Origin of the sequence: Streptomyces sp. NPDC058579, assembly GCF_042718575.1 — a bacterium.
Lineage (GTDB): Bacteria > Actinomycetota > Actinomycetes > Streptomycetales > Streptomycetaceae > Streptomyces.
Window position 1 is genome coordinate 222595 of sequence record NZ_JBHXPI010000006.1, and the last position, 22171, is coordinate 244765.

Annotated in this window: 19 protein-coding genes and 2 pseudogenes; 17 read left to right on the top strand and 4 right to left on the bottom strand. The window is 70.3% G+C overall.

Features of this window, described 5'->3' with window-relative positions:
• Positions 1-148 precede the first annotated feature (148 nt).
• From ACFWRO_RS11405 to ACFWRO_RS11430, 6 genes are all read left to right on the top strand, one after another.
• Positions 149-1006 carry an ABC transporter permease subunit gene (locus ACFWRO_RS11405; protein ID WP_384507909.1) on the top strand — a complete coding sequence of 286 codons (858 nt, stop codon included), beginning with the start codon at positions 149-151 and terminating at the stop codon, positions 1004-1006.
• Between the two features lie 122 nt (positions 1007-1128).
• Entirely contained in the window at positions 1129-1995 is an 867-nt protein-coding gene (locus ACFWRO_RS11410) for a carbohydrate ABC transporter permease (RefSeq protein ID WP_384507684.1), read from the top strand.
• Between the two features lie 77 nt (positions 1996-2072).
• Positions 2073-3734, top strand: coding sequence for an extracellular solute-binding protein (locus ACFWRO_RS11415; protein WP_384507687.1), 1662 nt, complete (start codon positions 2073-2075; stop codon positions 3732-3734).
• A 131-nt stretch (positions 3735-3865) separates the two neighbouring features.
• Entirely contained in the window at positions 3866-6178 is a 2313-nt protein-coding gene (locus ACFWRO_RS11420; RefSeq protein ID WP_384507690.1) for a polysaccharide lyase 8 family protein, read from the top strand.
• A gap of 53 nt (positions 6179-6231) precedes the next feature.
• A complete protein-coding gene (locus ACFWRO_RS11425) occupies positions 6232-7026 on the top strand; it encodes a helix-turn-helix domain-containing protein (protein ID WP_384507693.1) in 795 nt (264 codons plus the stop codon).
• A 294-nt stretch (positions 7027-7320) separates the two neighbouring features.
• A complete protein-coding gene (locus ACFWRO_RS11430) occupies positions 7321-8208 on the top strand; it encodes a PhzF family phenazine biosynthesis protein (protein ID WP_384507696.1) in 888 nt (295 codons plus the stop codon).
• 15 nt (positions 8209-8223) lie between these two features.
• Here ACFWRO_RS11430 and ACFWRO_RS11435 read toward each other — a convergent pair.
• Positions 8224-8502: pseudogene (locus ACFWRO_RS11435) on the bottom strand (IS5/IS1182 family transposase); the annotation flags it as partial.
• A gap of 398 nt (positions 8503-8900) precedes the next feature.
• Between ACFWRO_RS11435 and ACFWRO_RS11440 the strand changes: the two are divergent.
• Together ACFWRO_RS11440 and ACFWRO_RS11445 are read left to right on the top strand one after the other, a co-directional pair.
• Positions 8901-9644 carry a 2OG-Fe(II) oxygenase gene (locus tag ACFWRO_RS11440; RefSeq protein ID WP_384507912.1) on the top strand — a complete coding sequence of 248 codons (744 nt, stop codon included), beginning with the start codon at positions 8901-8903 and terminating at the stop codon, positions 9642-9644.
• A gap of 164 nt (positions 9645-9808) precedes the next feature.
• A pseudogene (locus ACFWRO_RS11445) lies at positions 9809-10006 on the top strand (transposase); the annotation flags it as partial.
• Positions 10007-10049: 43 nt separating this feature from the next.
• On the opposite strand, the gene ACFWRO_RS11450 reads toward ACFWRO_RS11445, so the two are convergent.
• The gene (locus ACFWRO_RS11450; RefSeq protein WP_384507699.1) at positions 10050-10751 is read right to left on the bottom strand and encodes a FadR/GntR family transcriptional regulator; all 702 of its coding nucleotides are present in this window, start codon (positions 10749-10751) and stop codon (positions 10050-10052) included.
• A 307-nt stretch (positions 10752-11058) separates the two neighbouring features.
• On the opposite strand from ACFWRO_RS11450, the gene ACFWRO_RS11455 reads away from it, so the two are divergent.
• From ACFWRO_RS11455 to ACFWRO_RS11495, 9 genes are all read left to right on the top strand, one after another.
• Positions 11059-11910 carry a fumarylacetoacetate hydrolase family protein gene (locus tag ACFWRO_RS11455; RefSeq protein ID WP_384507702.1) on the top strand — a complete coding sequence of 284 codons (852 nt, stop codon included), beginning with the start codon at positions 11059-11061 and terminating at the stop codon, positions 11908-11910.
• A gap of 245 nt (positions 11911-12155) precedes the next feature.
• Positions 12156-13511, top strand: a complete 1356-nt coding sequence (locus ACFWRO_RS11460; RefSeq protein ID WP_384507705.1) for an enolase C-terminal domain-like protein — start codon at positions 12156-12158, stop codon at positions 13509-13511.
• A complete protein-coding gene (locus ACFWRO_RS11465) occupies positions 13508-14263 on the top strand; it encodes an SDR family NAD(P)-dependent oxidoreductase (protein WP_384507710.1) in 756 nt (251 codons plus the stop codon). Before ACFWRO_RS11460 ends, ACFWRO_RS11465 begins: the two co-directional genes overlap by 4 nt.
• The gene (locus ACFWRO_RS11470; protein WP_384507713.1) at positions 14260-15273 is read left to right on the top strand and encodes an aldo/keto reductase; all 1014 of its coding nucleotides are present in this window, start codon (positions 14260-14262) and stop codon (positions 15271-15273) included. The genes ACFWRO_RS11465 and ACFWRO_RS11470 overlap by 4 nt, the downstream gene beginning before the upstream one ends.
• Before the next feature lie 2 nt (positions 15274-15275).
• On the top strand, positions 15276-16016 hold the full coding sequence (locus ACFWRO_RS11475; RefSeq protein ID WP_384507716.1) for a (Fe-S)-binding protein: 741 nt from the start codon (positions 15276-15278) through the stop codon (positions 16014-16016).
• Positions 16013-17476, top strand: a complete 1464-nt coding sequence (locus tag ACFWRO_RS11480; protein ID WP_384507719.1) for a LutB/LldF family L-lactate oxidation iron-sulfur protein — start codon at positions 16013-16015, stop codon at positions 17474-17476. Before ACFWRO_RS11475 ends, ACFWRO_RS11480 begins: the two co-directional genes overlap by 4 nt.
• On the top strand, positions 17473-18126 hold the full coding sequence (locus ACFWRO_RS11485; RefSeq protein WP_384507722.1) for a lactate utilization protein C: 654 nt from the start codon (positions 17473-17475) through the stop codon (positions 18124-18126). Before ACFWRO_RS11480 ends, ACFWRO_RS11485 begins: the two co-directional genes overlap by 4 nt.
• On the top strand, positions 18123-18434 hold the full coding sequence (locus tag ACFWRO_RS11490; RefSeq protein WP_384507725.1) for an L-rhamnose mutarotase: 312 nt from the start codon (positions 18123-18125) through the stop codon (positions 18432-18434). Before ACFWRO_RS11485 ends, ACFWRO_RS11490 begins: the two co-directional genes overlap by 4 nt.
• 5 nt (positions 18435-18439) lie before the next feature.
• Complete coding sequence (locus tag ACFWRO_RS11495) at positions 18440-19285, top strand: amidohydrolase family protein (RefSeq protein WP_384507728.1); 846 nt, start codon at positions 18440-18442, stop codon at positions 19283-19285.
• A 25-nt stretch (positions 19286-19310) separates the two neighbouring features.
• Here ACFWRO_RS11495 and ACFWRO_RS11500 read toward each other — a convergent pair whose 3' ends face one another.
• Entirely contained in the window at positions 19311-20381 is a 1071-nt protein-coding gene (locus tag ACFWRO_RS11500; RefSeq protein WP_384507731.1) for a hypothetical protein, read from the bottom strand.
• Between the two features lie 390 nt (positions 20382-20771).
• On the bottom strand, positions 20772-22100 hold the full coding sequence (locus ACFWRO_RS11505; protein WP_384507734.1) for a DUF6056 family protein: 1329 nt from the start codon (positions 22098-22100) through the stop codon (positions 20772-20774).
• Between the last annotated feature and the right edge of the window lie 71 nt (positions 22101-22171).

Consider the following 22171-nt stretch of genomic DNA (forward strand, 5'->3'; position numbering starts at 1 on the left):
GCATGGAGAGGGGAGCTGCATGTCCGTGACACTCAAGGACCGGGAGGCACGCCGGCAGGCGCGCGCTCCCGGCCCTCCCAAGGGAGCGGCGCCCCGGCACCGGGGTCTACGGGACCGGTTGCGCCGGGACCGCGCCCTCCTGATGCTCATGGTTCCGGGCGTGCTGTACTTCCTGGTCTTCCACTACGGGGCGATGTTCGGCAACGTCATCGCGTTCAAGGACTACGTCCCGTTCCTCGGCATCGACGGCAGCCCCTGGGTCGGTTTCGCGAACTTCGAGACCCTGTTCAGCGACGGGGCCTTCTGGGCCGCCGCCTTCAACACCCTGTCGCTGTCCTTCCTCCAGATCGTCTTCTTCTTCCCGCTGCCGCTCGCCCTCGCCATGCTGCTGCACAGCGTCAGCCGCGGCGGCGTCCGCAAGTTCGTCCAGAGCGTCGTCTACCTGCCCCACTTCATCTCCTGGGTCATCGTGGTCGCGCTGTTCACCCAGGTCCTCGGCGGGGACGGGCTCCTCAACGGGCTGCTCGGCGACGACGACGGCGACCACCTGATCGACGTCTTCGGCAACCCCACGGCCTTCCAGCCGCTCATGGTCGTCGAGTTGATCTGGAAGGACTGCGGCTGGGGCACGATCATCTTCCTCGCCGCGCTGCACAACGTGGACGAGTCGCTCTACGAGGCCGCGGCCATCGACGGGGCCGGACCCTGGCGCCGCTTCTGGCACGTGACGCTGCCGGCCATCCGACCGATCGTCATCCTGCTGCTGATCCTGCGCCTCGGCGAGATCCTGAACGTCGGCTTCGAGCAGTTCCTGCTGCAGCGCGACGTCTTCGGCCCCGAGACGGCCGAGGTCATCGACACGTTCGTCTACTACCACGCGGTCACCGACGGCATGTGGGGCGTCGCCGCGGCGGCGGCCCTCTTCAAGGGCGTGATCGCCGCCGCCCTGGTCTTCGCCGCGAACAAGGTCGCCCACCGCATGGGCGAGCAGGGGGTGTACCGATGAACCCGGACCTCGAAGACCGGCCGTCCGATCCACAGTCCGATCGGCCGTCCGATCCACAGTCCGATCCGCGGTCCGACCGCCGGTCCGTCCGCCCGAGCCGGTCTTCCCACCGGCCGGCCTGGATGGAGAAGCCCCGGCCCGTCACCCAAGTCGCCAAGGCCCTGGCCCTGGTGCTGACCGTGGCCATGGTCCTGCTCCCCTTCTGGACGGTCCTGGCCACCAGCTTCGCCCCGGACCGGCAGATCGTCGCGAACGGCGGCTGGGCGTTCTGGCCCGACGAGTGGACCCTGAAGGCGTACGGCAAGGTCTTCGCCAACGAGAACACCACCCACGCCATGCTCGTCTCGGCGGGCGTCGCGGTCGTCGGCACGGCGCTCAGCCTGGCCTGCACCGTGTTCCTCGCCTACGCGCTCGCCCGGCCCGGTGTCGTCGGCGGCAAGCCGATCATGCTGTTCGTCCTCTTCACGTTCCTCTTCCCGCCCGGCATCATTCCGAGCTTCCTGGTCGTCCACACACTTGGGCTGCGCAACACCTACTGGGCGCTCTTCCTGCCCGTCCTCATCAACGCCTTCAACCTCGTGGTCGTCCGCGGTTTCTTCCAGGGCATCCCCGAGGAGCTGTACGAGGCCGCCCGGCTCGACGGAGCCGGCGAGATCCGCACGCTCTTCCAGATCGTTCTGCCGCTCTCCAAAGCGGTCATCGCCGTCGTCGGTCTCTTCTACGCCGTCGGGTACTGGAACGACTTCTTCCGAGGCGTGATCTATCTCGACGACAGCTCGATGTGGCCGCTGCAGACGGTGATGCGCGGATACGTCACCCAGGGACACGGACTGGCCGACTCCCAGGCGGTGGACGAGACGCTCGTCCAGGCGCCCCAGACGATCAAGATGGCCATCGTGATGGTGGCCACCGTGCCGATCCTCTGCGTCTACCCCTTCATCCAGCGCTACTTCGCGAAGGGCGTCCTCACCGGCGCCATCAAGAGCTGACCATCCCGCGGCTCCGGCTCCGCACCATCAGAAACCTCTCTCCCCGTCTCCCGGGGCCTTCAGCAAGGGACGTTCCCATGAGCACTGGCGTATCCCGCAGAAGAGTTCTGCAGACCATCGGCATCGGCACCGCGCTCGCCGCCACCGGCGTGTCCCTGTCGGCCTGTTCCACGTCCGGTGGCGGTGGCAACGACGCCGGCAACAGCGGCAAGGACCTGGCGCCCTTCCCGACGTACGTACCGTTCGCCGGCCCGAAGCCCGACCTCCCCGGCACCGAGCAGGGCGTCCAGGCCGCCTACCTCACCTACCCGTCGGAGCTGACGCAATCGGTCGAGGAGAGGCCCGGCGACGGCAAGAAGATCACCGCATGGTTCCTGTCCTGGAGCTCGACCCCCGTGCCCCGGGAGAAGAACAGGTTCTGGCTGGCGGCCGAGGCGGCGCTCGGCGTCGAGCTGGACCTCACGGTCGTCCCCGCCATGGAGTACGAGACCAAGCTCGCCACCCTGATGGCCAGCGGCGAGATGCCGGACATCCTGCAGGTCGTCGCCGCGCCCAACGAGGCCCAGTTCGTCCTCAACAAGTGCGCCGACCTCACCGAGCACCTCTCGGGCGACGCCGTCAAGGAGTACCCGAACCTCGCCAACATCCCGCCGTACGCCTGGAAGGCCGCCGGCCGGTTCGGCGGCAGGCTCTACGGCGTCCCGGTGGAGCGCCCCCTGATCGGGCAGGGACTGATCGCCAACCAGGAGAAGTTCAAGTCGGCGGGCATCTGGGTGCCCGAGGTCGGCGGCCTCGACGTCGACGCCTTCACCAAGGGCCTGAAGCAGCTCAGCGTCAAGGGCAAGTACGGTCTGGGCGCCTCCCAGATCGGCGCCTTCGGCTTCAACTCCTACATCGCCAACCACGGTTCGCCCAACATCTGGTCGGTCAAGGACGGCGCCTTCGTCAACTACATGGAGACCGACGAGTTCAAGGCCGGTCTCGAGCAGATGGTCAAGTGGCAGAAGGAGGGCGTCTTCCGGCGTGACGCCCTGAGCGTGGACGGCGGCGCCTACAGCCTGGAGTTCTACAACGGCACCACCTACTCGCAGTCCAACGCCTTCGGCGGCTACAAGGGGGCCGTGCTCGCCGTCAAGGACGGATTCACCGTCGACATGGCCCGCCCCTTCAAGCCGGCGAACGGGGCGTCCCCCAAGCACTGGCTTGGCCCCGGCATCTACGGTTACACCGTGCTCAAGAAGGCGCCCAAGGAGCGCATCGAGCTGCTGCTGCGGGTGATGAACTACCTGGCCGCCCCGTTCGGCACGAAGGAGTACGAACTCATCAACCACGGAGTGGAGGGCACCCACTTCACCCGGGGCAAGGACGGCGGTCCGGTGGTCACCCAGCTGGCCGCGGACGGCGGCGACGGCCCGTCCAACCTCCCGCTGACCTTCATCGCGGGGCCGCCGCTGGTGCTCTACCTGCCCGGCCAGCCCGAGGCGACCAAGCGTTACCACACCTACCAGCAGGAGATGATCCCGCTCGGCGTGCCCAGCGCCCACTACGGGCTGCGCTCCAACGCCTGGGCCAACAGCGAGCGCGGCCTGGTCAAGCAGCGCGAGGACGCGATCAACGCCGTCGTCACCGGAAAGCGCAGCCTCTCCGAGTGGGACGCCGTGGTGAAGGAGTTCAAGGCGAAGGGCGGCGCGAAGGCCGCGGAGTCCCTCGCCAAGGAGTACGCGGCCGCCGGCAGCTGACCCCGGCCGGGGCTCCGCCCGAGCACCACCGTGGCCACGGCCGGGACGGTGCTCGGGCGGAGCACTTCCGTACGACGCCCCACGTTGTTCCCCGTTCCCCGTTCTCTGTTCCCTGTACCGACGGAGCATCCTTGACCTCCCCCAGGCCGGTCCCGCCCTTCGCCGCGCAGCGTGCCCGCTGGCGGGACCTGCTGCTCGGACCCGGCCTCGACGCGACGGAGCCCCGCTTCGCCCGCCGACTGGCCGAACTCGGCTCGGCCGCGGCCGGGCACCTCGCGACGATGGACCCGGCCGAGGGCCACCTCTGGCCAGGGCTGCCGTACCACGAGGGCCACGGCATCCACCTCGGCGTCGGCTACCTTCGCCTGCGGACCATGGCCCTCGCCCATGCCCATCCAGGCACCGGGGTCACGGGGGACGAGGAGCTGGCGGCCGGCATCCTCCGCGGCCTCGACCACGCCCACGACCACGTCTACGGCAGCGTCCACGAGAAGCCCGCGAGCTGGTGGTGGTGGGCCCAGGTCGGCGCCCCGCAGGCCATGCTCGACACCTCTGTCCTGCTGTACGACCGGCTCGGGGACGAGCGGATCGCCCGCCTCTGCGCGGCGGTCGACCGGGCTCTGCCGCCCGCCCGCCTGGACCACTACGAGGACCAGAGCACCGGCGCGAACCGGGTCGACTTCTGCCGCACGCTGGCCCAGCGGGGCGTGCTCGGCGACAGCCCGGCCGCACTCACGCTCGCCCGTGACGGCCTCGACCCGGTCTTCCCGTACGTCACGGAAGGGGACGGGTTCTACGCCGACGGCTCCTTCGTCCAGCATCGGACCGTCGCCTACACGGGCGCGTACGGCGCCGTGCTCCTCGAAGGCCTGGCCACGCTCTTCACCCTGCTCGACGGCACCCCCTGGGAGGTGACCGGCCCAGGGCGGCAGCTCGCCCTGGACAGCGTCGAGCACGCCTTCGCCCCGTTCGTCCACGACGGCGTGGTCGACGCGAGCGTCTGCGGCCGGGGCATCAGCCGGGGCCTCACCGGTCGGGACGTCCACTTGATGCCCGTAAGGGACCACGCCCCGGCCCAGTCGCTGATGGCGGCCGTGCTGGTGCTGGGGGAGTGCGCGAGCCCGGCCGAGCGGGCGCGGTGGCGCGGCATCGTCAAGGGCTGGCTTCGGCGTGACACCTTCCTCCCCGTGGCCGACAACCCCCGGTTGGGGGTCGCCGATCACACGCGCTTCGCGTCCCTCCTCGACGACCCGGCCGTCGACCCGCTGCCCGAACCCGCCGGCCACCGGCTCTTCCCGATGATGGCCCGCGCCGCGCACCGGGGGCCGGGCTGGGCCGCGTTCCTCAGCATGTCCTCGTCGACCATCACCTTCTACGAGTGCGGGAACCAGGAGAACACCCGGGGCTGGCACACCGGTTCGTCCATGCTCACCTGGTACGCCGGGGACAGCGGCCAGTACGCCGACGCCTACTGGCCCACCGTCGACCCCTACCGGCTGCCAGGCACGACCGTGTCCACCCGCGCCCTCTCCGACAACGAGGGCGGTGAGTGGGGAGCCCGGCTACCGGACGCGGTATGGGCCGGCGGCGCCACCGACGGCCGGTTCGCGGCGGTCGGACAGGACACGCGTGGTCTGTCGAGCAGCCTGCGGGCCAAGAAGTCATGGTTCTTCACCGACGACGCGGTGATCTGCCTGGGCGCCGGGATCGAGGCCGGGGACGGTGTCCCGGTGGAGACCGTGGTCGACAACCGCCGGCTCAGGTCCGGCGAGGTCTCGACGCTGACGGTCGACGGCGCGCCGCAGCCGGTCACCCCGCCGTGGCACGAGACGTTCCCCGCCGTCCGCTGGGCCGCGCTCGACGGCCACGGCGGGTACGTGTTCCCGCGCGGGGCGACCCTGCGCGCGCTGCGCGAGGAGCGGACCGGACGCTGGAGCGACATCAACCGCCTCGTCGGCTCGGGCGAGGAGATCCGCCGACGCTACCTCACCCTCTGGCTCGACCACGGCACCGACCCCCGTGCCGCTTCGTACGCGTACGTCCTGCTGCCGGGCGCCGACGCGCGGGCCACCGAGGCACGGGCCCGGGACCGCGACTGGCTGAGGATCCTCGTCAACGGGCCGGGCGCGCAAGGGGTGAGCGTCCCCTCGCTCGGGCTCACGGCCGTGAACCTCTGGACCGAGGGGACCGCCGGCCCCGTCGGCTCCGACGCGCCGGCCTCGGTCCTGGTACGGGAGGACGGTACGGGCACCGCCACCGTCCACGTCTCGGACCCGACCAGGACGGCGGGCCGACTGGTCGTCACCTGGCGCCGAGCTGTGCTGCGCGTCCGCTCCCACGACGCGACGGTGACCGTCCTGGCCACGGGGGAGGGCATGACCTTCGCCGTCGACACCGGCGCGAAGGACGGCGCGACGCACCGGGTCGAGGTGACGCTCGGCTGAGCGGTCTGTTCGGGCCAGGCGGTATATCTGGCTGTCGCTGGTAGATTTTCCGCGTGCCTGAGAGATTCTGGGTCCGGCCAGGGCGGACGGTCGCGGTACCGCTGGACGAACCGCCCCGGGTACTGAGCCTCGGTGTCGGGGTCCACGGCACGACGAGTCCGGTCGACGTGTTCCGCCTTCCGGACCTGTGGCAGCTGCACCTCTACCGGTACACCGCCGAACTCGTCGTCGACGGCGTTCTCCACGTCGTCCGGCCGGGCCATGTGAGTCTGGTGCCGCCGGGGACGGAGGTGCGGTACCGCTACCGCGGGCGGTCCGAGCACCTGTACGCGCATCTACGCCTGCCTGGTACGGGAGAGACGGTCGACCTGCCCGTCGTCCAGGACGCCGGCGCGCGGACCCCCGGCCTCTCGGAACTGCTTCTGCGGGCCATCGCGGTCGCCCCGCGCAGTCCGCGCCGGGCGGACGCCGCGGTCTGGTCCGTCCTGTGGGAGCTGGCCGAACTCACCGAGCCGGAGGGGCGCGAGAAGGGCCCGCACGCCTCGCTCGCCGTCGCCGTCGCGTACATCGAGTCGCACCTCGCGGAGCGGCTCCTCGTCCCCGAGGTGGCGCGTGCCGCGGGGGTGTCGCACAACCACCTGCTGCGGCTCTTCCGCGCGGAGACCGGTACCACCGTCGTGGCGTACATCCGACGCCGGCGCATGGAGCGCGCACGGCACCTGCTGCGCGAGTCGACCCTGTCGATCCCCGCCGTCGCGGCGGCCGTCGGGATCGACGATCTGCAGGCCTTCAACAAGGCGTGCCGACGCGAACTCGGCGCGTCTCCGCGCGGGGTTCGCGCGCGGTAGAGGTCTACTGGTCTGGTTTCACCATGCCGAACCTCACCGTTCGTCGAGACGCACACCGCACCGCTAGGACCTGTCCATCTCCCTCTTCATGCGCGCGGCGGATCCCGGGGAGGGCCATGTGCCTTGTCCGCTCGCGCGATGTGAGCATCGTCGAGGGCGGGAGCAGATCGACACGAGGGGTCGTCTGCCATGAGCGCAGAAGCCGAGATTTGCCGAGGTCGTGACCGCGGAGCGGAGCTCCGAGGCGGTCACCGTCTGGGGAACCAACCCGGGGATCCCCGCCGTTGCCCCGGCATGAACTCAACACGGGAAACTCCCGACGTCCTGCGTTACACCGCCTTCTCCGACGATCCCGAGGGAGGCAATCCCGCCGGAATCGTTCTCGACGCCACGGGCCTCAGCGGCGAGGAGATGCTGGCGATCGCCGCCGAAGTCGGCTACAGCGAGAGCGCGTTCCTGACGGTGCCGTCCGAGGGAGCGGGCTCCGGCGCGTCGGACGCCGGGCGCGCGTACACCATCCGCTACTTCAGTCCCAAGGCGGAAGTGCCCTTCTGCGGTCATGCCACCGTCGCGACGGCCGTGGCCCTCGGCGAGCGCATCGGCCCCGGCGACCTGGTATTCACCACGCAGGCCGGGACCGTGCCGGTCACCGTGACGCGCGAGGGCGGGGCGCTGCGGGCCACGCTCACGAGCGTCGAGCCGCACATCGAGGACATCGCGGCCGATGACCTGGCAGAGGCACTCGCCGCGCTCGACTGGCCGGCCGGCGACCTCGATCCCGCCCTGCCTCCCCGCATCGCCTTCGCGGGCGCCCGCCATCTGGTCCTTGCCGCCGCGAGCCGAGAGCGCCTGGCCGACCTGGCGTACGACTTCGCTCGCCTGGAGGCCCTTATGCACCGGCTCGACCTGACGACGCTGGAGTTGGTCTGGCGCGCGTCCGCGGAGGTCTTCCACGTCCGCGCCCCGTTCCCGGTGGGCGGTGTGGTCGAGGACCCGGCGACCGGGGCGGCGGCCGCCGCCTTCGGCGCGTACGCCCGTGAGCTCGGACTCGTGCCCGAGGCGACGGTCCTCACCCTCCACCAGGGCGAGGACATGGGACGCCCCGGCGTCCTGACGGTGGAACTGCGGGCGGGCGACCGGCGGATCAGGGTCGGCGGCGCAGGGACCCGCATCCCGGCCTGATCCAAACGCCAGGCCCTAGGCAGTGTCTGACAAATGATCACGGATTGGTTCGCGGAGCCAGAGGGTCAGCGAGGCCAGGATGACTCCGGCGCGGTAGCGGTCGGCGAGCTTGTCGAACCCGGTCGCGATCGCGCGGAACTGCTTGAGGCGTGCGAAGCATCGTTCGACCACGTTGCGGTCGCGATAGATCTCCTTGTCGAAGGCGGGCGGCCGGCTGCCAAGGCGCCCTCGGCGCCGGCGGGTGGCCGCTTGGTCGCGGCGCTCGGGGATCGTGACGGCGATACCCCGACGCCGGGCGGCCTGGCCCCGCGTCAGAGCGGTGTTCCCCCACCGCACGTGCGGTCACCCGGTACGGAACGGCCCAGCGCTGCCTGGGACTACCGCGCATCGATAGTCCCATGAGCCGGTCCCCACCCCGCCTCCCGGCCTCTTCCGCCGCGTTGGGTACGTCCTGCTTGCTTTGTGGGTTCACCCCGACCTAATCTCGTCATCATGACGATAACCGCTCAGTGGTCCCCGCTCCCTGCAGGCATTGACTCCAGGGGCCTCGAGTCCCTCCACGGATTCAACGCGCACAAGTACGTGGCCCGCAGTCCCGCCATTCACCTCAATGGGCTGCCCGCGGCTGTTCCGGGCGGTTGGGTCCACGGTCACGTTGGTATCGACGATGACCTCAGGACGGAGAAGTGACCATGTTCGGAATGCCTGTAAATCCCTTTGAGCTCTCCGAAGAAGCGCTGAGCCGAATATCTGCCGATGACTCATGGGCCCCGATCAAGTCGGAGGTCCCAAACGTCGATGCCAGGGTGATTCGCCATTTCCTCACTCCGGCTGAAGTGGAGGTATTCGCGGCCGAACTGGCTGCCCAGCGCTTTGCGCCGGTGGGCCGAGACGGCATTGCCGCCAACTATGCAGAGGGAGATCCGGTCGCTCATCTCCGTGCCACGGCTGACTCCAAAGCCTTGGCGGGAGAGTTCTACCGCAGGTTGCGGACGTTTCTATCGTTTGAAGTGGGATCGGACGATCCGACGGATTCAGACGGAAGACCCTGGAAGCCGGCGGCTGTCAATCCGCGTATGCGCTTCATCACGTACGAACACGGCGGATTTCTTGTCCCGCACTACGATTCGCCCTATTTCGCCCCCGACGGAAGGCGAACTTTCCTGACGGTCGTCGTCTACCTGTCGTATGAGGCAGTGGGCGGAGAAACGCGGTTCATCGCCGACAAGCAGAACGCTCTTCCCTTTGTGCAACGCGACTTCTCGGACTGGCCCCGGCTCGCGAAGCCTGAGGAAATATTGAGCGCCCACCGCCCCGAACCGGGCGATGCGCTCCTCTTCTGGCATCGGACGCTTCACGACTCGGCCCCGCTTCTTGAGGGTACGAAAACAATTCTCAGAACCGACGTGCTCTACGAGCCCATAGATGTGCCTTGAGCAACAGCAAGGCAACCGTCGCACAGGAGGGCTCACGTGGTACCCGCCCGGGCTGGTGACACCGGGTGGGCGCCCAAGGGCGGGCTTCGGATTCGACGACGTGCATGTGGTGCTCCCCTGAAGGGATCTTGCGTGCAGGGCCAGTAACCCGCATCCCACCTGGGGTGGAACATCTTTTCGATAGCAGGGGGTGCCGAAAACGGCTGCGGCCGTTCTCGCCGGTCAGCAACGGTCGCTGTTGCCGGTGGCGAGATCACTGGCAGGTTTTCGACGGGGTTCCGCACCGGGTGCGGACCGGAGTGCGGTGGCGTGACCTGCCCGAACGGCTCGGCCCACGGAAGACCGTGTATGAACGCCACCGCATGCGGTGAGCTGGGACGTCTGCTCCAACATCCCAGTCGCGTCTCACCGCTCCACGTGGGCCCGCATCCACTCCTCGACCTCGCCGACGTGCGCCGCGGCGGCCGCGCGTGCCGCCTCCGGGTCGCGGGCGAGCAGGGCCCGATGGATCGCGGCGTGCTCCCGGCGGGTGCGCTCGAACGCGCCTTCCTCCGCGTAGCCCCGCCAGACACGGGCCCGGAACGTCCGGGTCGAAAGGCCTTCGAGGATGGCGGCCATGGTCTCGTTGCCGGAGGCCGCGTTGACGGCCCGGTGGAAGGCCAGGTCGTGGGCGAGGATCTCCTCCGGGTCGTCGGCCTCCTCCATCGCCCGCAGGTGCCCGGTCACCACGGCCAGTTGGTCCTTGTCGATCCGGGCGGCCGCCAGGGCGGTGGCCGTGGACTCCAGGACGCGCCGGACCTCGAGGAGTTCGACGAGCTGCTCGCCGCGCGAGAGGTCGGCGACGACGCCGAAGGTCTCCAACAGGTCGTCGGCCCCCAGCCGGCTCACGTAGATCCCGGAGCCGTGCCGTGCCTCCAGGACGCCGATGACCGTCAGCGCGCGGACCGCCTCCCGCATAGAGCTCCGTGAGAGGCCCAACTGCGTGGCGAGGTCCCGCTCCGTGGGCAGCCGGTCCCCGGGGTGCAGCTCTCCCTCGGTGATCATCGCCTTGATCTGGTCGATCGCGCGCTGGGTCACGGTTCCCCTGACCGGGGTGCGCTCCTCCACCGATTTTCTCCCTTGTCCGATTCGGGCAGTCTAACCAGCCAAGTGGTCAGACCACTTCCCTTCCGATGGAGTATTTTCTCGACTCCAGGGGTGTCGCCGACGCCAAGTGGTCTGATAAATCTAGGAGTCCGAGGGCACAGTGCAAGAGCCCCGGTCCGGGATCCGGCCCGTCCGGCAGCCGTCGCTCCGCGCCGCCGCGGCCGCGACCACGGGTCCCGCGCGTGCGTGGGGCCGTTCCTCAGCGCCCGACCCGTCCCGAGGGCGGGAGCGGCCCCACTCCTTCCCCCGTCTGCAAGGAGACCGACCAGTGAAGCTGATGCGCCTGGGCGCCCCCGGCGCCGAACGGCCGGCCGTACGGACCGAAGACGGCCGGGTGTGGGACCTGACCCCTGTAGCCGACGAGATCGACGGAGCGTTCCTCGCCTCGGGCGGACTCGACCGCGCCCGAGCGGCCGTCGAGGACGGCAAGCTCGCCGAGCGGGACCCGAGCGGCCTGCGCGTGGGTGCTCCCGTCGCCCGGCCGGGGAAGGTCGTCTGCATCGGCCTCAACTACCGCGACCACGCCGAGGAGACGGGAGCGCCCGTCCCGCCCCGCCCGGTCGTCTTCATGAAGGACCCCGGCACGGTCGTCGGCCCGTACGACAATGTACTGATCCCGCGCGGCTCGGCCAGGACGGACTGGGAGGTGGAACTCGCGGTCGTCATCGGCAGCCGGGCCCGCTACCTGGAGAGCGCCGAGGAGGGCCTGCGGCACATCGCCGGATACGCCATCAGCAACGACGTCTCCGAGCGGGAGTTCCAGCTCGACTACTCGCCGCAGTGGGATCTCGGGAAGTCCTGCGAGACCTTCAACCCGCTCGGCCCCTGGCTGGTGACGCCCGACGAGGTGGACGACCCGCAGGACCTCGCCCTGCACCTGGCCGTCAACGGAGTCCGGCGCCAGCACGGCACCACCCGCGACATGATCTTCCAGGTGGGCCACCTCGTCGCGTACCTGAGCAACTACATGGTCCTGGAGCCCGGCGACGTCATCAACACCGGTACGCCGGCCGGCGTGGCCCTCGGCCTCCCCGGCACCCCGTACCTGCGCCCCGGCGACACCGTCGAGCTGTCCATCGACGGCCTCGGCAGCCAGCGCCAGACCTTCGCCCAAGCCTGACGGGCCAGCCCCACCCACAGCCCCAGCACCGCAGCGCGAGCCCCCTACGGCGCGAGCTCCCGCAAGCCCGAGCCCTACGACGCGAGCTTCCGCAAGCCCGAGCCCGACAACGCGAGCTTCCGCAAGCCCGAGCTTCCGCAAGTCGGAGCGCCCGCCGGCCCCAGCCCGCCGGCCCCAGCCCGCCGGCCCCAAAGCCCGACAGCCGCAGCGCCCGCGAGCCCGAGACGGCCCCTGAGAGGCCCCACATGACCGCATCCGCCGCCCGCGTCACCGCGGTCGACACGTACGACATCCGCTTCCCCACCTCCCGCCAGCTCGACGGCTCCGACGCCATGAACCCCGACCCCGACTACTCCGCCGCCTACGTCGTCCTGCGGACCGACGCGGGCGACGGCCACGAAGGTCACGGCTTCACCTTCACCATCGGCCGCGGCAACGAAGTCCAGGTCGCCGCCCTCGACGCGCTGCGCCCGCACGTCGTCGGGCGCCCGGTCGCCGAGCTGTGCGCCGACCCCGGCTCGCTGAGCCGCGACCTGATCGGGGACAGCCAACTGCGCTGGCTCGGCCCGGAGAAGGGCGTGATGCACATGGCCATCGGCGCCGTCCTCAACGCCGTCTGGGACCTCGCGGCCAAGCGGGCCGAGAAGCCGCTGTGGCAGTTCCTCGCGGACGCCGAGCCCGAATGGCTCGTCTCCCAGATCGACTTCCGCTACATCGCCGACGCCCTCACCCCCGAGGACGCGCTCGGACTGCTCCGCCGCGGCAGGGCCGGCGCCGCCGCACGCGCGGCCGCGCTCCGCGAGCACGGATACCCCGCCTACACCACCTCACCCGGCTGGCTCGGCTACCCGGACGAGAAACTGAGCCGCCTCGCCCGGGCCGCCGTCGCCGAGGGCTTCACCCAGATCAAGCTGAAGGTCGGCGCCGACCTCGCGGACGACATCCGCCGCATGCGCGCCGCGCGCGCCGCCGTCGGCCCGGACATCCGCATCGCCATCGACGCCAACCAACGCTGGAACGTGCCCGAAGCGATCGAGTGGACCAAGGCGCTGGCCGAGTTCGACCCGTACTGGATCGAGGAGCCCACCAGCCCCGACGACATCCTCGGCCACGCCGCCGTACGAGGGGCGGTGGCACCGGTCAAGGTCGCCACCGGGGAACACGTACAGAACCGGATCGTCTTCAAGCAGCTGCTCCAGGCCGGCGCGATCGACATCCTCCAGATCGACGCCGCTCGCGTCGGCGGGGTCAACGAGAACCTGGCGATCCTGCTACTCGCCGCCCGCCACGACGTCCCGGTCTGCCCGCACGCAGGCGGCGTCGGCCTGTGCGAACTGGTGCAGCACCTGTCGATGTTCGACTACGTCGCCCTGTCCGGTACCACCGAGAACCGGGTCGTCGAGTACGTCGACCACCTCCACGAACACTTCCGCACCCCTGTAGAGATCCGCGACGGCCACTACCGGGCCCCACTAGCCCCCGGCTTCTCGGCGGAGATGCACCCGCGGTCCATCGAGGAGTACGCCTACCCCGACGGCACCTTCTGGACCGCCGACCTGGCGGCTGCTGTACGCACCACCCACGAAGGGAACCCCGCATGAGCGAGCTCACGGGCCTGCGCGCCGTCGTCACCGGCGGCGCCTCCGGCATCGGCCTCGCCACCGCCGAACTCCTGGCCGCGCGCGGCGCCGCCGTCGCCGTACTCGATCTCGCGCCCGACGGCCTGCCCGCACCCCTCCTCGGCCACCGCGCCGACGTCACCGACGACACCGCCGTACGATCCGCGGTCGCCGCCGCCGCCGAAGCCCTCGGCGGCATCGACATCCTGGTGAACAACGCCGGCATCGGCGCCATAGGGACCGTGGAGGACAACGACGACACGCACTGGCACCGGGTCCTCGACGTGAACGTGCTCGGCATCGTCCGTACGACCCGCGCCGCCCTGCCGCACCTGCGCGCGTCCGAAGCGGCCGCCGTCGTCAACACCTGCTCGATCGCCGCCACCGCCGGACTGCCGCAACGGGCGCTGTACAGCGCCAGCAAGGGCGCCGTCCTCTCGCTGACCCGCGCCATGGCCGCCGACCACGTCCGCGAGGGCATCCGCGTCAACTGCGTGAACCCGGGAACCGTCGACACCCCCTGGGTCGGCAGGCTCCTCGACGCGGCGGACGACCCGGCCGGCGAGCGGCTGGCGCTGCGGGCGCGCCAGCCCACCGGACGGCTCGTCACCGCCGCCGAAGTCGCCGCCGCCATCGCGTACCTGGCGAGCCCGGCCGCCGCGTCCGTCACCGGCACGGCCCTCGCCGTCGACGGCGGCATGCAGGGCCTCCGCCTCCGCCCGGCCGAGAAATGAGAGTCCCCGCCCCCGTGCGACACCACACACCCCACACCCTCGGCGCCTCCAAGGTCGCCGTCACCGCGCTCTCCTTCGGCGCGGCCGGCATCGGCAACCTGTACGCGCCCGTCAACGTGGCCCAGGCCGCCGGCGCCGTCGACGCCGCCTGGGACGCGGGCATCCGCTACTTCGACACCGCCCCTCACTACGGCCTCGGCCTCTCCGAAGAACGCCTCGGCGCCGCCCTGCGCACCCGCCCACGGGACGCGTACGTCCTGTCCACCAAGGTCGGCCGCCTGCTCCGGCCTGCCACGGGGGAGGGCGACGACCTCGCCAACGGCTTCGCCGTCCCGGCTATCCACCGCCGCGTCTGGGACTTCTCCGCCGACGGCGTGCGCCGCAGCATCCACGAGAGCCTGCAGCGGCTCGGCCACGACCGCATCGACGTCGTCTACCTCCACGACCCCGACGACCACGCCCCGGAAGCCTTCCACCATGCGTATCCGGAGCTGGAACGGCTGCGCGCGGAGGGCGTGATCGGGGCGATCGGCGCAGGCATGAACCAGACCGCGATGCTGACCCGGTTCGTCCGCGACACCGACGTCGACGTGGTGCTGTGCGCCGGCCGCTACACCCTGCTGGACCAGAGCGCCCTCACGGACCTGCTGCCGGAGGCCGCCGCCCGGGGCAAGAGCGTCGTGATCGGCGGCGTGTTCAACTCCGGCCTGCTCGCGGACCCCCGGCCCGGCGCGACCTTCGACTACACCACCGCGCCACCGGACGTCCTCGCCCGCGCCCTCCGCCTCCAGGCCGTCGCCGAACGCCACGGCGTCCCGCTGCGCGCCCTCGCCCTGCGCTTCCCCTTCGGCCATCCGGCCGTCGCGAGCGTGCTCGTCGGCACCCGCTCCGGCCACGAGGTCCGCGACGCGGCCGAGCAACTCGCGCGCCCGCTTCCCGCCGACGTGTGGGCGGAGCTGCGCGCCGAGGGCCTGCTGCCGGACGACGTCCCCGTGCCGGGGGAGAGGTAGTCGTGCGCATCGCCCTCTTCATCACCTGCTTCAACGACACGATGTTCCCGCGAACGGGGAAGGCCGTGGTCGCCCTCCTGGAACGGCTCGGCCACACCGTCGACTTCCCGCAGGCCCAGGCGTGCTGCGGCCAGCTGCACCTCAACACCGGATACCGGCCCCAGACCCTGCCCATGGTGCGCCGCTTCACCGAGGTGTTCGCCGGATACGACGCGATCGTCACGCCCTCCGCGTCCTGCGCCGGCACGATCCGCCACCACCACCGGACCGTCGCGCGGGAGCACGGCGACACGGCTCTGGCGACCGCGGTCGACCAGATCACCCCGCGCGTGTACGAGCTGTCCGAGCTCCTCGTCGACGTCCTGGGCGTCACCGACGTCGGCGCGTACTTCCCGCACCGCGTCACCTACCACCCCACCTGTCACTCGCTGCGGATGCTGAGGGTCGGAGACCGTCCCTTGAGCCTGCTACGGGCCGTCAAGGGCATCGACCTCGTCGAACTCCCCTCGGCGGAGTCCTGCTGCGGGTTCGGCGGCACCTTCGCCCTCAAGAACGCGGACACCTCCCACGCCATGCTCGCCGACAAGATGCGGCACGTGCAGGCGACCGGAGCCGAGGTGGTCACGGCGGGGGACAACTCGTGCCTGCTGCACATCGGCGGCGGGCTCTCCCGACTGCGGACCGGCATCGGCACCCGCCACCTCGCGGAGATCCTCGCCTCGACGGACGGAGCCACGAGATGAGCACCGGCGACAACGTCGTATGGCTCGGCGCTCCGACCTTCCCCGTAGCCGCCCGCTCGGCCCTCGCCGACACCCGCCTGCGAACGAACCTGCGGCGCGCGACGACCACGATCCGCGACCGGCGCCTCGCCGTCACGGCCGAACTTGACGACTGGGAGCGCTTGCGCGAGGCGGGCGAGGCCATCAAACGCACCACACTCCGCCACCTGGACCACCACCTCACACGCCTCGAGGAAGCCGTCACCCGGGCGGGCGGCCACGTGCACTGGGCGGCCGACGCCGCCGAGGCCAACCGCATCGTCACCGACCTGGTGCGCGCCACTGGCGAGACCGAGGTCCTCAAGATCAAGTCGATGGCCACGCAGGAGATCGGCCTCAACGAGGCACTGGACGCCGCCGGAATCCGCGCGTACGAGACCGACCTCGCCGAACTCATCGTGCAACTCGGCGACGACCGGCCCTCGCACATCCTGGTCCCGGCCATCCACCGCGGCCGGGCCGAGATCCGTGAGATCTTCCGCCGGGAGATGGGGAAGTGGGGCAGAGCCGCCCCCGCCGACCTCGCCGACGACCCGCGCGATCTCGCCGAGGCGGCCCGGCTGCACCTGCGGGAGAAGTTCCTGCGCGCCAGGGTCGCCGTCTCCGGCGCCAACTTCGCCACCGCCGACACGGGCACGGTGTGCGTCGTGGAGTCGGAGGGCAACGGCCGGATGTGTCTGACCCTGCCCGACACCCTGATCACCGTCATGGGCATCGAGAAGGTGCTGCCCTCCTTCGCCGACCTCGAAGTCTTCCTCCAACTGCTGCCCCGCTCCTCGACGGGTGAGCGGATGAACCCGTACACCTCGATGTGGACTGGCGTGACACCGGGGGACGGCCCGCAGACCTTCCACCTCGTCCTGCTCGACAACGGCCGCACGGCCACCCTGAAGGACACCGTCGGACGCCAGGCCCTGGCCTGCATCCGCTGCTCGGCCTGCCTCAACGTCTGCCCGGTGTACGAACGCACCGGCGGCCATGCGTACGGCTCGGTGTACGCGGGCCCGATCGGCGCGGTACTCACCCCGCAGCTGGTCGGGGTCGAGCACGCGGACACCCTGCCGTTCGCCTCGACGCTCTGCGGCGCCTGCTACGACGCCTGCCCGGTACGGATCGACATCCCCGAGATCCTGGTCCACCTGCGCGCCAAGGCCGTCGAGGCCAAGGCGGCCAGTGGGCTCGTACCGACGGCCGAGTCCCTGGCCATGGGAGCGGCAGCGGCGGTACTGCGCTCACCCGCCGGCCTCGGCCTGCTCCAGCGGGCCGCCGGCTGGGCGGCCCGGTTCTACGGCAGCGGCGGCCGGATACGTCGTCTACCGGGCCCGCTCTCGCGCTGGTCCGCCACCCGCGACACACCCGCGCCGCCGGCCGAGTCGTTCCGGTCCTGGTGGCGCCGTACGAGAGAGGGAGGGGCGGAATGAGTACGAGATCGACGATCCTGGCCCGCATATCGGCGGCCCTGGCGGACGTCCCGGCGAGCGAGAGACCGGACAGCGTGCCGGTTCCCCGCGAATACCGAGCCGACCACGCGGGTTCCAACCCGGTGTCCCTGTTCGTCGAGCGCGTAGCGGACCACGGGGCTTCCGTGATCCATACGACGGAGGAGAAGGCGGCACGCACGATCGCGGCGACCTTGGCGGAACGGGGCGCGGAAGCCGTAGTGGTGCCGCCGGGTTTTCCTGATGTGCTGCTGCCGGAGGGAAGCTTCAAGCGGCTGGGTGACGTACCGCCCCTCTCCGTGGATGCCTTGGACGCTGCGGCTGCGGTGCTGACCACCGCGGCGCTCGGAATCGCGCTGACCGGCACGGTGGTCCTGGACGCGGGACAGGGCCAGGGCCGCCGAGCCCTGTCGCTCCTCCCGGACTACCACCTCTGTGTGATCCGCGAGAACCAGATCGTAGGTGACGTACCCGAAGCCCTGTCACGCCTCGATCCCACCGCCCCGCTCACGTTCATTTCCGGACCGTCCGCCACCAGCGACATCGAACTGGACCGGGTCGAGGGCGTCCACGGCCCACGCACCCTGGACGTCATCGTCGTAGCAGCCCGCCCCGCCGAGGAGCCGTCATGAGAATCGCGCTGCACACCAGGGTCCGCGCCGACCACATCGCCGCGTACGAGGACGCCCATCGCGCGGTCCCCGAGGAACTGACCCGGGCCATCCGCGCGGCCGGAGCCACGTCCTGGACGATCTGGCGCAGCGGCACCGACCTCTTCCACGTCCTGGAGTGCGAGGACTACGCCGAACTCCTCGCCGAACTGGAGCACCTCCCGGTCAACGTCGCCTGGCAGGCCCGCATGGCCGACCTCCTCGACGTCGCCCACGACTACAGCACCGAGGGCACGGACGCCGGCCTGCCCGTCGTCTGGGAGCTGTGAGCGGCATGGGCATAGTGGACGCGCACCACCACGTCTGGGACCTCTCGGTTCGGGACCAGCCGTGGATCAAGGGCGACGAAATGACGTCGATACGACGGAACTTCACGCTCCCGGACCTGGCACCGGAGGCAAGAGAGGCGGGTGTGACGTCCACGGTTGTCGTACAGACCGTAACGACAGCCGACGAGACACCTGAACTCCTGGAGCTGGCCGCGGACCACGACCTGGTCGGGGGAGTGGTCGGCTGGACGGACCTCACGGCCCCCGACGTGGCCGACGAACTGGCCCGGCTCCGTGAACTACCGGGCGGGGAGAAGCTGGTGGGCATCCGCCACCAGATCCAAGGCGAACCGGACCCGCTGTGGATCCTGCGACGGGACGTACTCCGCGGCCTCGAAGCGGTGGCCGCGGCGGGACTGGTCTACGACCTGGTGGTCCTCCCGCACCAGCTCCCCGCCGCGACCTCGGCGGCCTTCCTCCTCCCCCAACTCACCTTCGTCCTGGACCACCTGGGCAAGCCCCCCATAGCGACGGGCGAGCTGAACACCTGGGCAGGGCACCTCCACACCCTGGCCACCCTGCCCAACACGGCGGCCAAACTCTCGGGCCTGCCCACCGAGGCCCGCTGGGACGACTGGACCTTGGACGACCTGCGCCCGTACACCGAAACGGCCCTGGAAGCGTTCGGCGCGGACCGCCTGCTGTTCGGCTCGGACTGGCCGGTCTGCCTACTGGCTGCAACGTACGGCGAAGTGGTGGACACAGCACGCCAGTTGATGTCGGACCTGAGCGAGCCGGAACGGTCCGCGCTCTTCGCCGACACGGCGAAGAGGATCTACGCCCTGAGGTGAGCCGTTCGGCGCCCCTGCGGGCGCCTCACAGTACGATCACCGCCATTCGCGTGTCGCTGATGCCGGTCTTGAGGTGAAGCAGCACCGTGCTGGTGACCTGGGACGCGTCGATGTTGAGGTACAGCGTCGTCTGGGCCGTGGCACCCGGGGCGAGGGCGGGAATGTTCCAGTACTGCCAGCCGGTGCCGTACGTGCCGACCCCTGGCGCCTGCCCTCCGATGGACAGCATCTGGGTGGCGGCCGTAGTGGTGCTTGAGGTGTTGGTGATCGTGACCGGAATCGGGACTTGGGCGCCGCGGGACACGGTGCAGTTGCCGCTAGGCGGCGTGGCGGTCGCCCGTAGCGGGCCGCTGCTGCTGGTTCCGGTGATGACCCCCATCTCGTACGAGTGCTGGGACACCCAGGGGCAGGCGTTGGCGTTCTTGGCGCTGGTCTCCCAGAGCACGACACCGTCCGCCTTGGCCTTCACCGCTTGTATGACGTGGGCCCAGCTGTTGCCGGGCTGGTACGTCTCCGAGGGGAACGAGACCGGGTTGACGTAGGGGTAGACGGGGTGGCTCGGAGCCATGGCGCGGTCGCGGGCGATAGACGCGTCGAACCTACTGGTCCAGGACGACAGTGACTGACCGTCGTCGAAGTAGGCCCGCGGGGCGAAGCAGTTGAGGAGGTTGTCGTCGTGCAGCTGCTTGATGAGGTTCTGGTTGCGGGTCTGCCAGTCGTAGCCGTAGTGGCAGATCGGCGCCTGCGGGGCGGCGTTGCGGGTCCAAGTGAGCAGTTGCCGCCACAGGTTGTAGGCGTTGGTGGCCGCCTGCCCCGTGGGGACCTGCGTGAGCTCGATGTCCTCGAAGTCGAGCACGACCGGCGCGGTAGCTTCACCGGCGAACTGCCCGGCGCCCATGTACTCCTTGACCTTGGCCTCGTACGTGGCCTGCGAGGGCAGCGCACCGCCGTTGGAGGTGCATCCGGCCGCGTCGCACCGGTAGGAGAAGACGTCGTAGACGACGGTGGCCTTGGTGGCGCCGTACTGGGTCTGCCCCGGCGGGTGGGCACCTCGCTCATTGGTGTACACCGTGAACCCCGCTGCCGCGCTCGGCACGTCCGAACTCTGCGCCACCGCGAGTGGGGTCGCGACGGGAAGGGCAGTGAGGGCGAGTGCGGCCGCAGCGGCGGCCAGGGCTCGCGCGCTATGGGCGCGGAGTGAGGTCAGGACCTTGCGATGTTGCAATGTGTCCTCCTGAGGGGGAATTGACCGCCCGCACTTACGACGCCGGTGGTGGATCCGTCATCAACAGGGCCATGAAGGTTCCTCCCTCGGCGACAGCCGGACGGGCGCAGGCTGCCTTCCGCACCTGACGGTCAATCCGATCGCTCAAGTCAACCGCCTCATGCGATGGCTGAAACGATACGATCAATGCGATCGAAGTCAATGGTTCAGGAAGGAACTTTCGATCGCGACGATCGAATCAAAGTGTCGCGGGACTGCGCGTCAGGGCTTGGGCTTGGGCTTGGGCTTGTGGATCTGCTGGACTCGGTAGTACTTGGCGGCGCACGGCGCGACCCAGTCCTTTCCTTCGTGACGGGAGAAGTAGGGCTCGGCGAGGGATCCGATGGGCATCGCCTCGTAGGTCACGCTGCTGGCTCCTCCGCCGACCTGCTCGCGGATACGGCTGTCTTGGGCGTCCCAGCGCGCTGCCCGGGTGACTGTCTGAGTGGTGAGTTGCTGGGCGGCGGGGATCAGGGCGGCGAGGGCGGCGAGAGTGAACGTGCCCGCCAGCAGGGCTGCCGCCGCCTGCGGCAGGCGTGGCTTGCCAGGAGTCTGCGCGCGTCGCCCGGCCCAGTGGCCGAGGAGGGCTCCGTACAGGGTGAGGGTGGCCAGGTAGGGGATGAGGAAGCTGGTCCAGGTACGGGCGTAGGTCCAGCCGTTGCCGCCGTATCCCATGCGCAGGCCGTGGGCGACGGCGAGGGACGACAGGATGAGGACGGGGACCGGGAGGATCAGCAGCAGGCGAGTCGCCGGCGGCGGGAGAGTACCCCGGCGGATGAGGGTGACTCCGAGTCCGAGTCCGAGTCCGAGTCCGAGGAGTACGCCGACGGCGGCGGCGCCGAGGTAGGCCCACTGACTGAGGATGGTGTCCCAGATGTGGACCCAGTCGCGTGCCAGGCGCCGTGCGCTGAATTCCCGCGGTGGGCGCTGTGCGCGGCGCCAGGCGGCGCCGGGCGAGGTGTAGAGCACGGCCAGACCGGCGACGAGACCCACGCAGTACAAGGTGGACCAGCTGAACGGGTACCAGGTCCGCGCGAGCCGTAGCGCCAAGGGTGGTTGGGGCAGCGTCAGGAGCGCGGCGGTGGCTGCGGTGAGGCCGCTGACGGCGAGGAACGGCTCGCTCAGCGTGCCGATCGCGAAGCCCGTCACCAGGGCGCCGACGAGCGCCGCCCACCGTGGCCGTCGCCTCGGGCTCCGACCCGCGCGGATGGCGCCGAGCAGGACCCAAATGCCCAGAACACTGGGCAGGATGTGCGAGATGGCGGCCGGCGCCCACAGCATCTGGTAGTTGCGGGTACCGCCGAGGAACAACAGCGCCTCCACCACCATGACCGCGGGCGCAAGGACTGCCAGAGGCGCCCGCATGCCCAGCGCGCAGAGCGCCTCACGGGCCAGAAATCCCAAGCCGAGCCCGAGGGCGACGATCAGGACCGTGGAGAGCACCTGAGGCCCGAGCATGCCGTGCGAGTAGACGACCCCGCTGAGCAAGGCGTTGGTGATCCGCCCGTTCTGCGTCAGGTAGAAGTCGTACGTCACCCCCAGCACACCCATGTCCCGGGCCTTCCACGCGATGCACCAGTCATCGGAGGTGGGCCGCAAGAAGGACCCCAGAAAGCCGACGA

Coding starts and splice junctions, on each gene's coding strand:
- ACFWRO_RS11490 (WP_384507725.1), top strand. CDS start 18,123: ATGAGAATCGCGCTGCACACCAGGGTCCGCGCCGACCACATCGCCGCG.
- ACFWRO_RS11415 (WP_384507687.1), top strand. CDS start 2,073: ATGAGCACTGGCGTATCCCGCAGAAGAGTTCTGCAGACCATCGGCATC.
- ACFWRO_RS11430 (WP_384507696.1), top strand. CDS start 7,321: ATGAACTCAACACGGGAAACTCCCGACGTCCTGCGTTACACCGCCTTC.
- ACFWRO_RS11405 (WP_384507909.1), top strand. CDS start 149: ATGGTTCCGGGCGTGCTGTACTTCCTGGTCTTCCACTACGGGGCGATG.
- ACFWRO_RS11505 (WP_384507734.1), bottom strand. CDS start 22,100: ATGGGTGTGCTGGGGGTGACGTACGACTTCTACCTGACGCAGAACGGG.
- ACFWRO_RS11480 (WP_384507719.1), top strand. CDS start 16,013: ATGAGCACCGGCGACAACGTCGTATGGCTCGGCGCTCCGACCTTCCCC.
- ACFWRO_RS11410 (WP_384507684.1), top strand. CDS start 1,129: ATGGAGAAGCCCCGGCCCGTCACCCAAGTCGCCAAGGCCCTGGCCCTG.
- ACFWRO_RS11470 (WP_384507713.1), top strand. CDS start 14,260: ATGAGAGTCCCCGCCCCCGTGCGACACCACACACCCCACACCCTCGGC.
- ACFWRO_RS11460 (WP_384507705.1), top strand. CDS start 12,156: ATGACCGCATCCGCCGCCCGCGTCACCGCGGTCGACACGTACGACATC.
- ACFWRO_RS11465 (WP_384507710.1), top strand. CDS start 13,508: ATGAGCGAGCTCACGGGCCTGCGCGCCGTCGTCACCGGCGGCGCCTCC.
- ACFWRO_RS11440 (WP_384507912.1), top strand. CDS start 8,901: ATGTTCGGAATGCCTGTAAATCCCTTTGAGCTCTCCGAAGAAGCGCTG.
- ACFWRO_RS11485 (WP_384507722.1), top strand. CDS start 17,473: ATGAGTACGAGATCGACGATCCTGGCCCGCATATCGGCGGCCCTGGCG.
- ACFWRO_RS11495 (WP_384507728.1), top strand. CDS start 18,440: ATGGGCATAGTGGACGCGCACCACCACGTCTGGGACCTCTCGGTTCGG.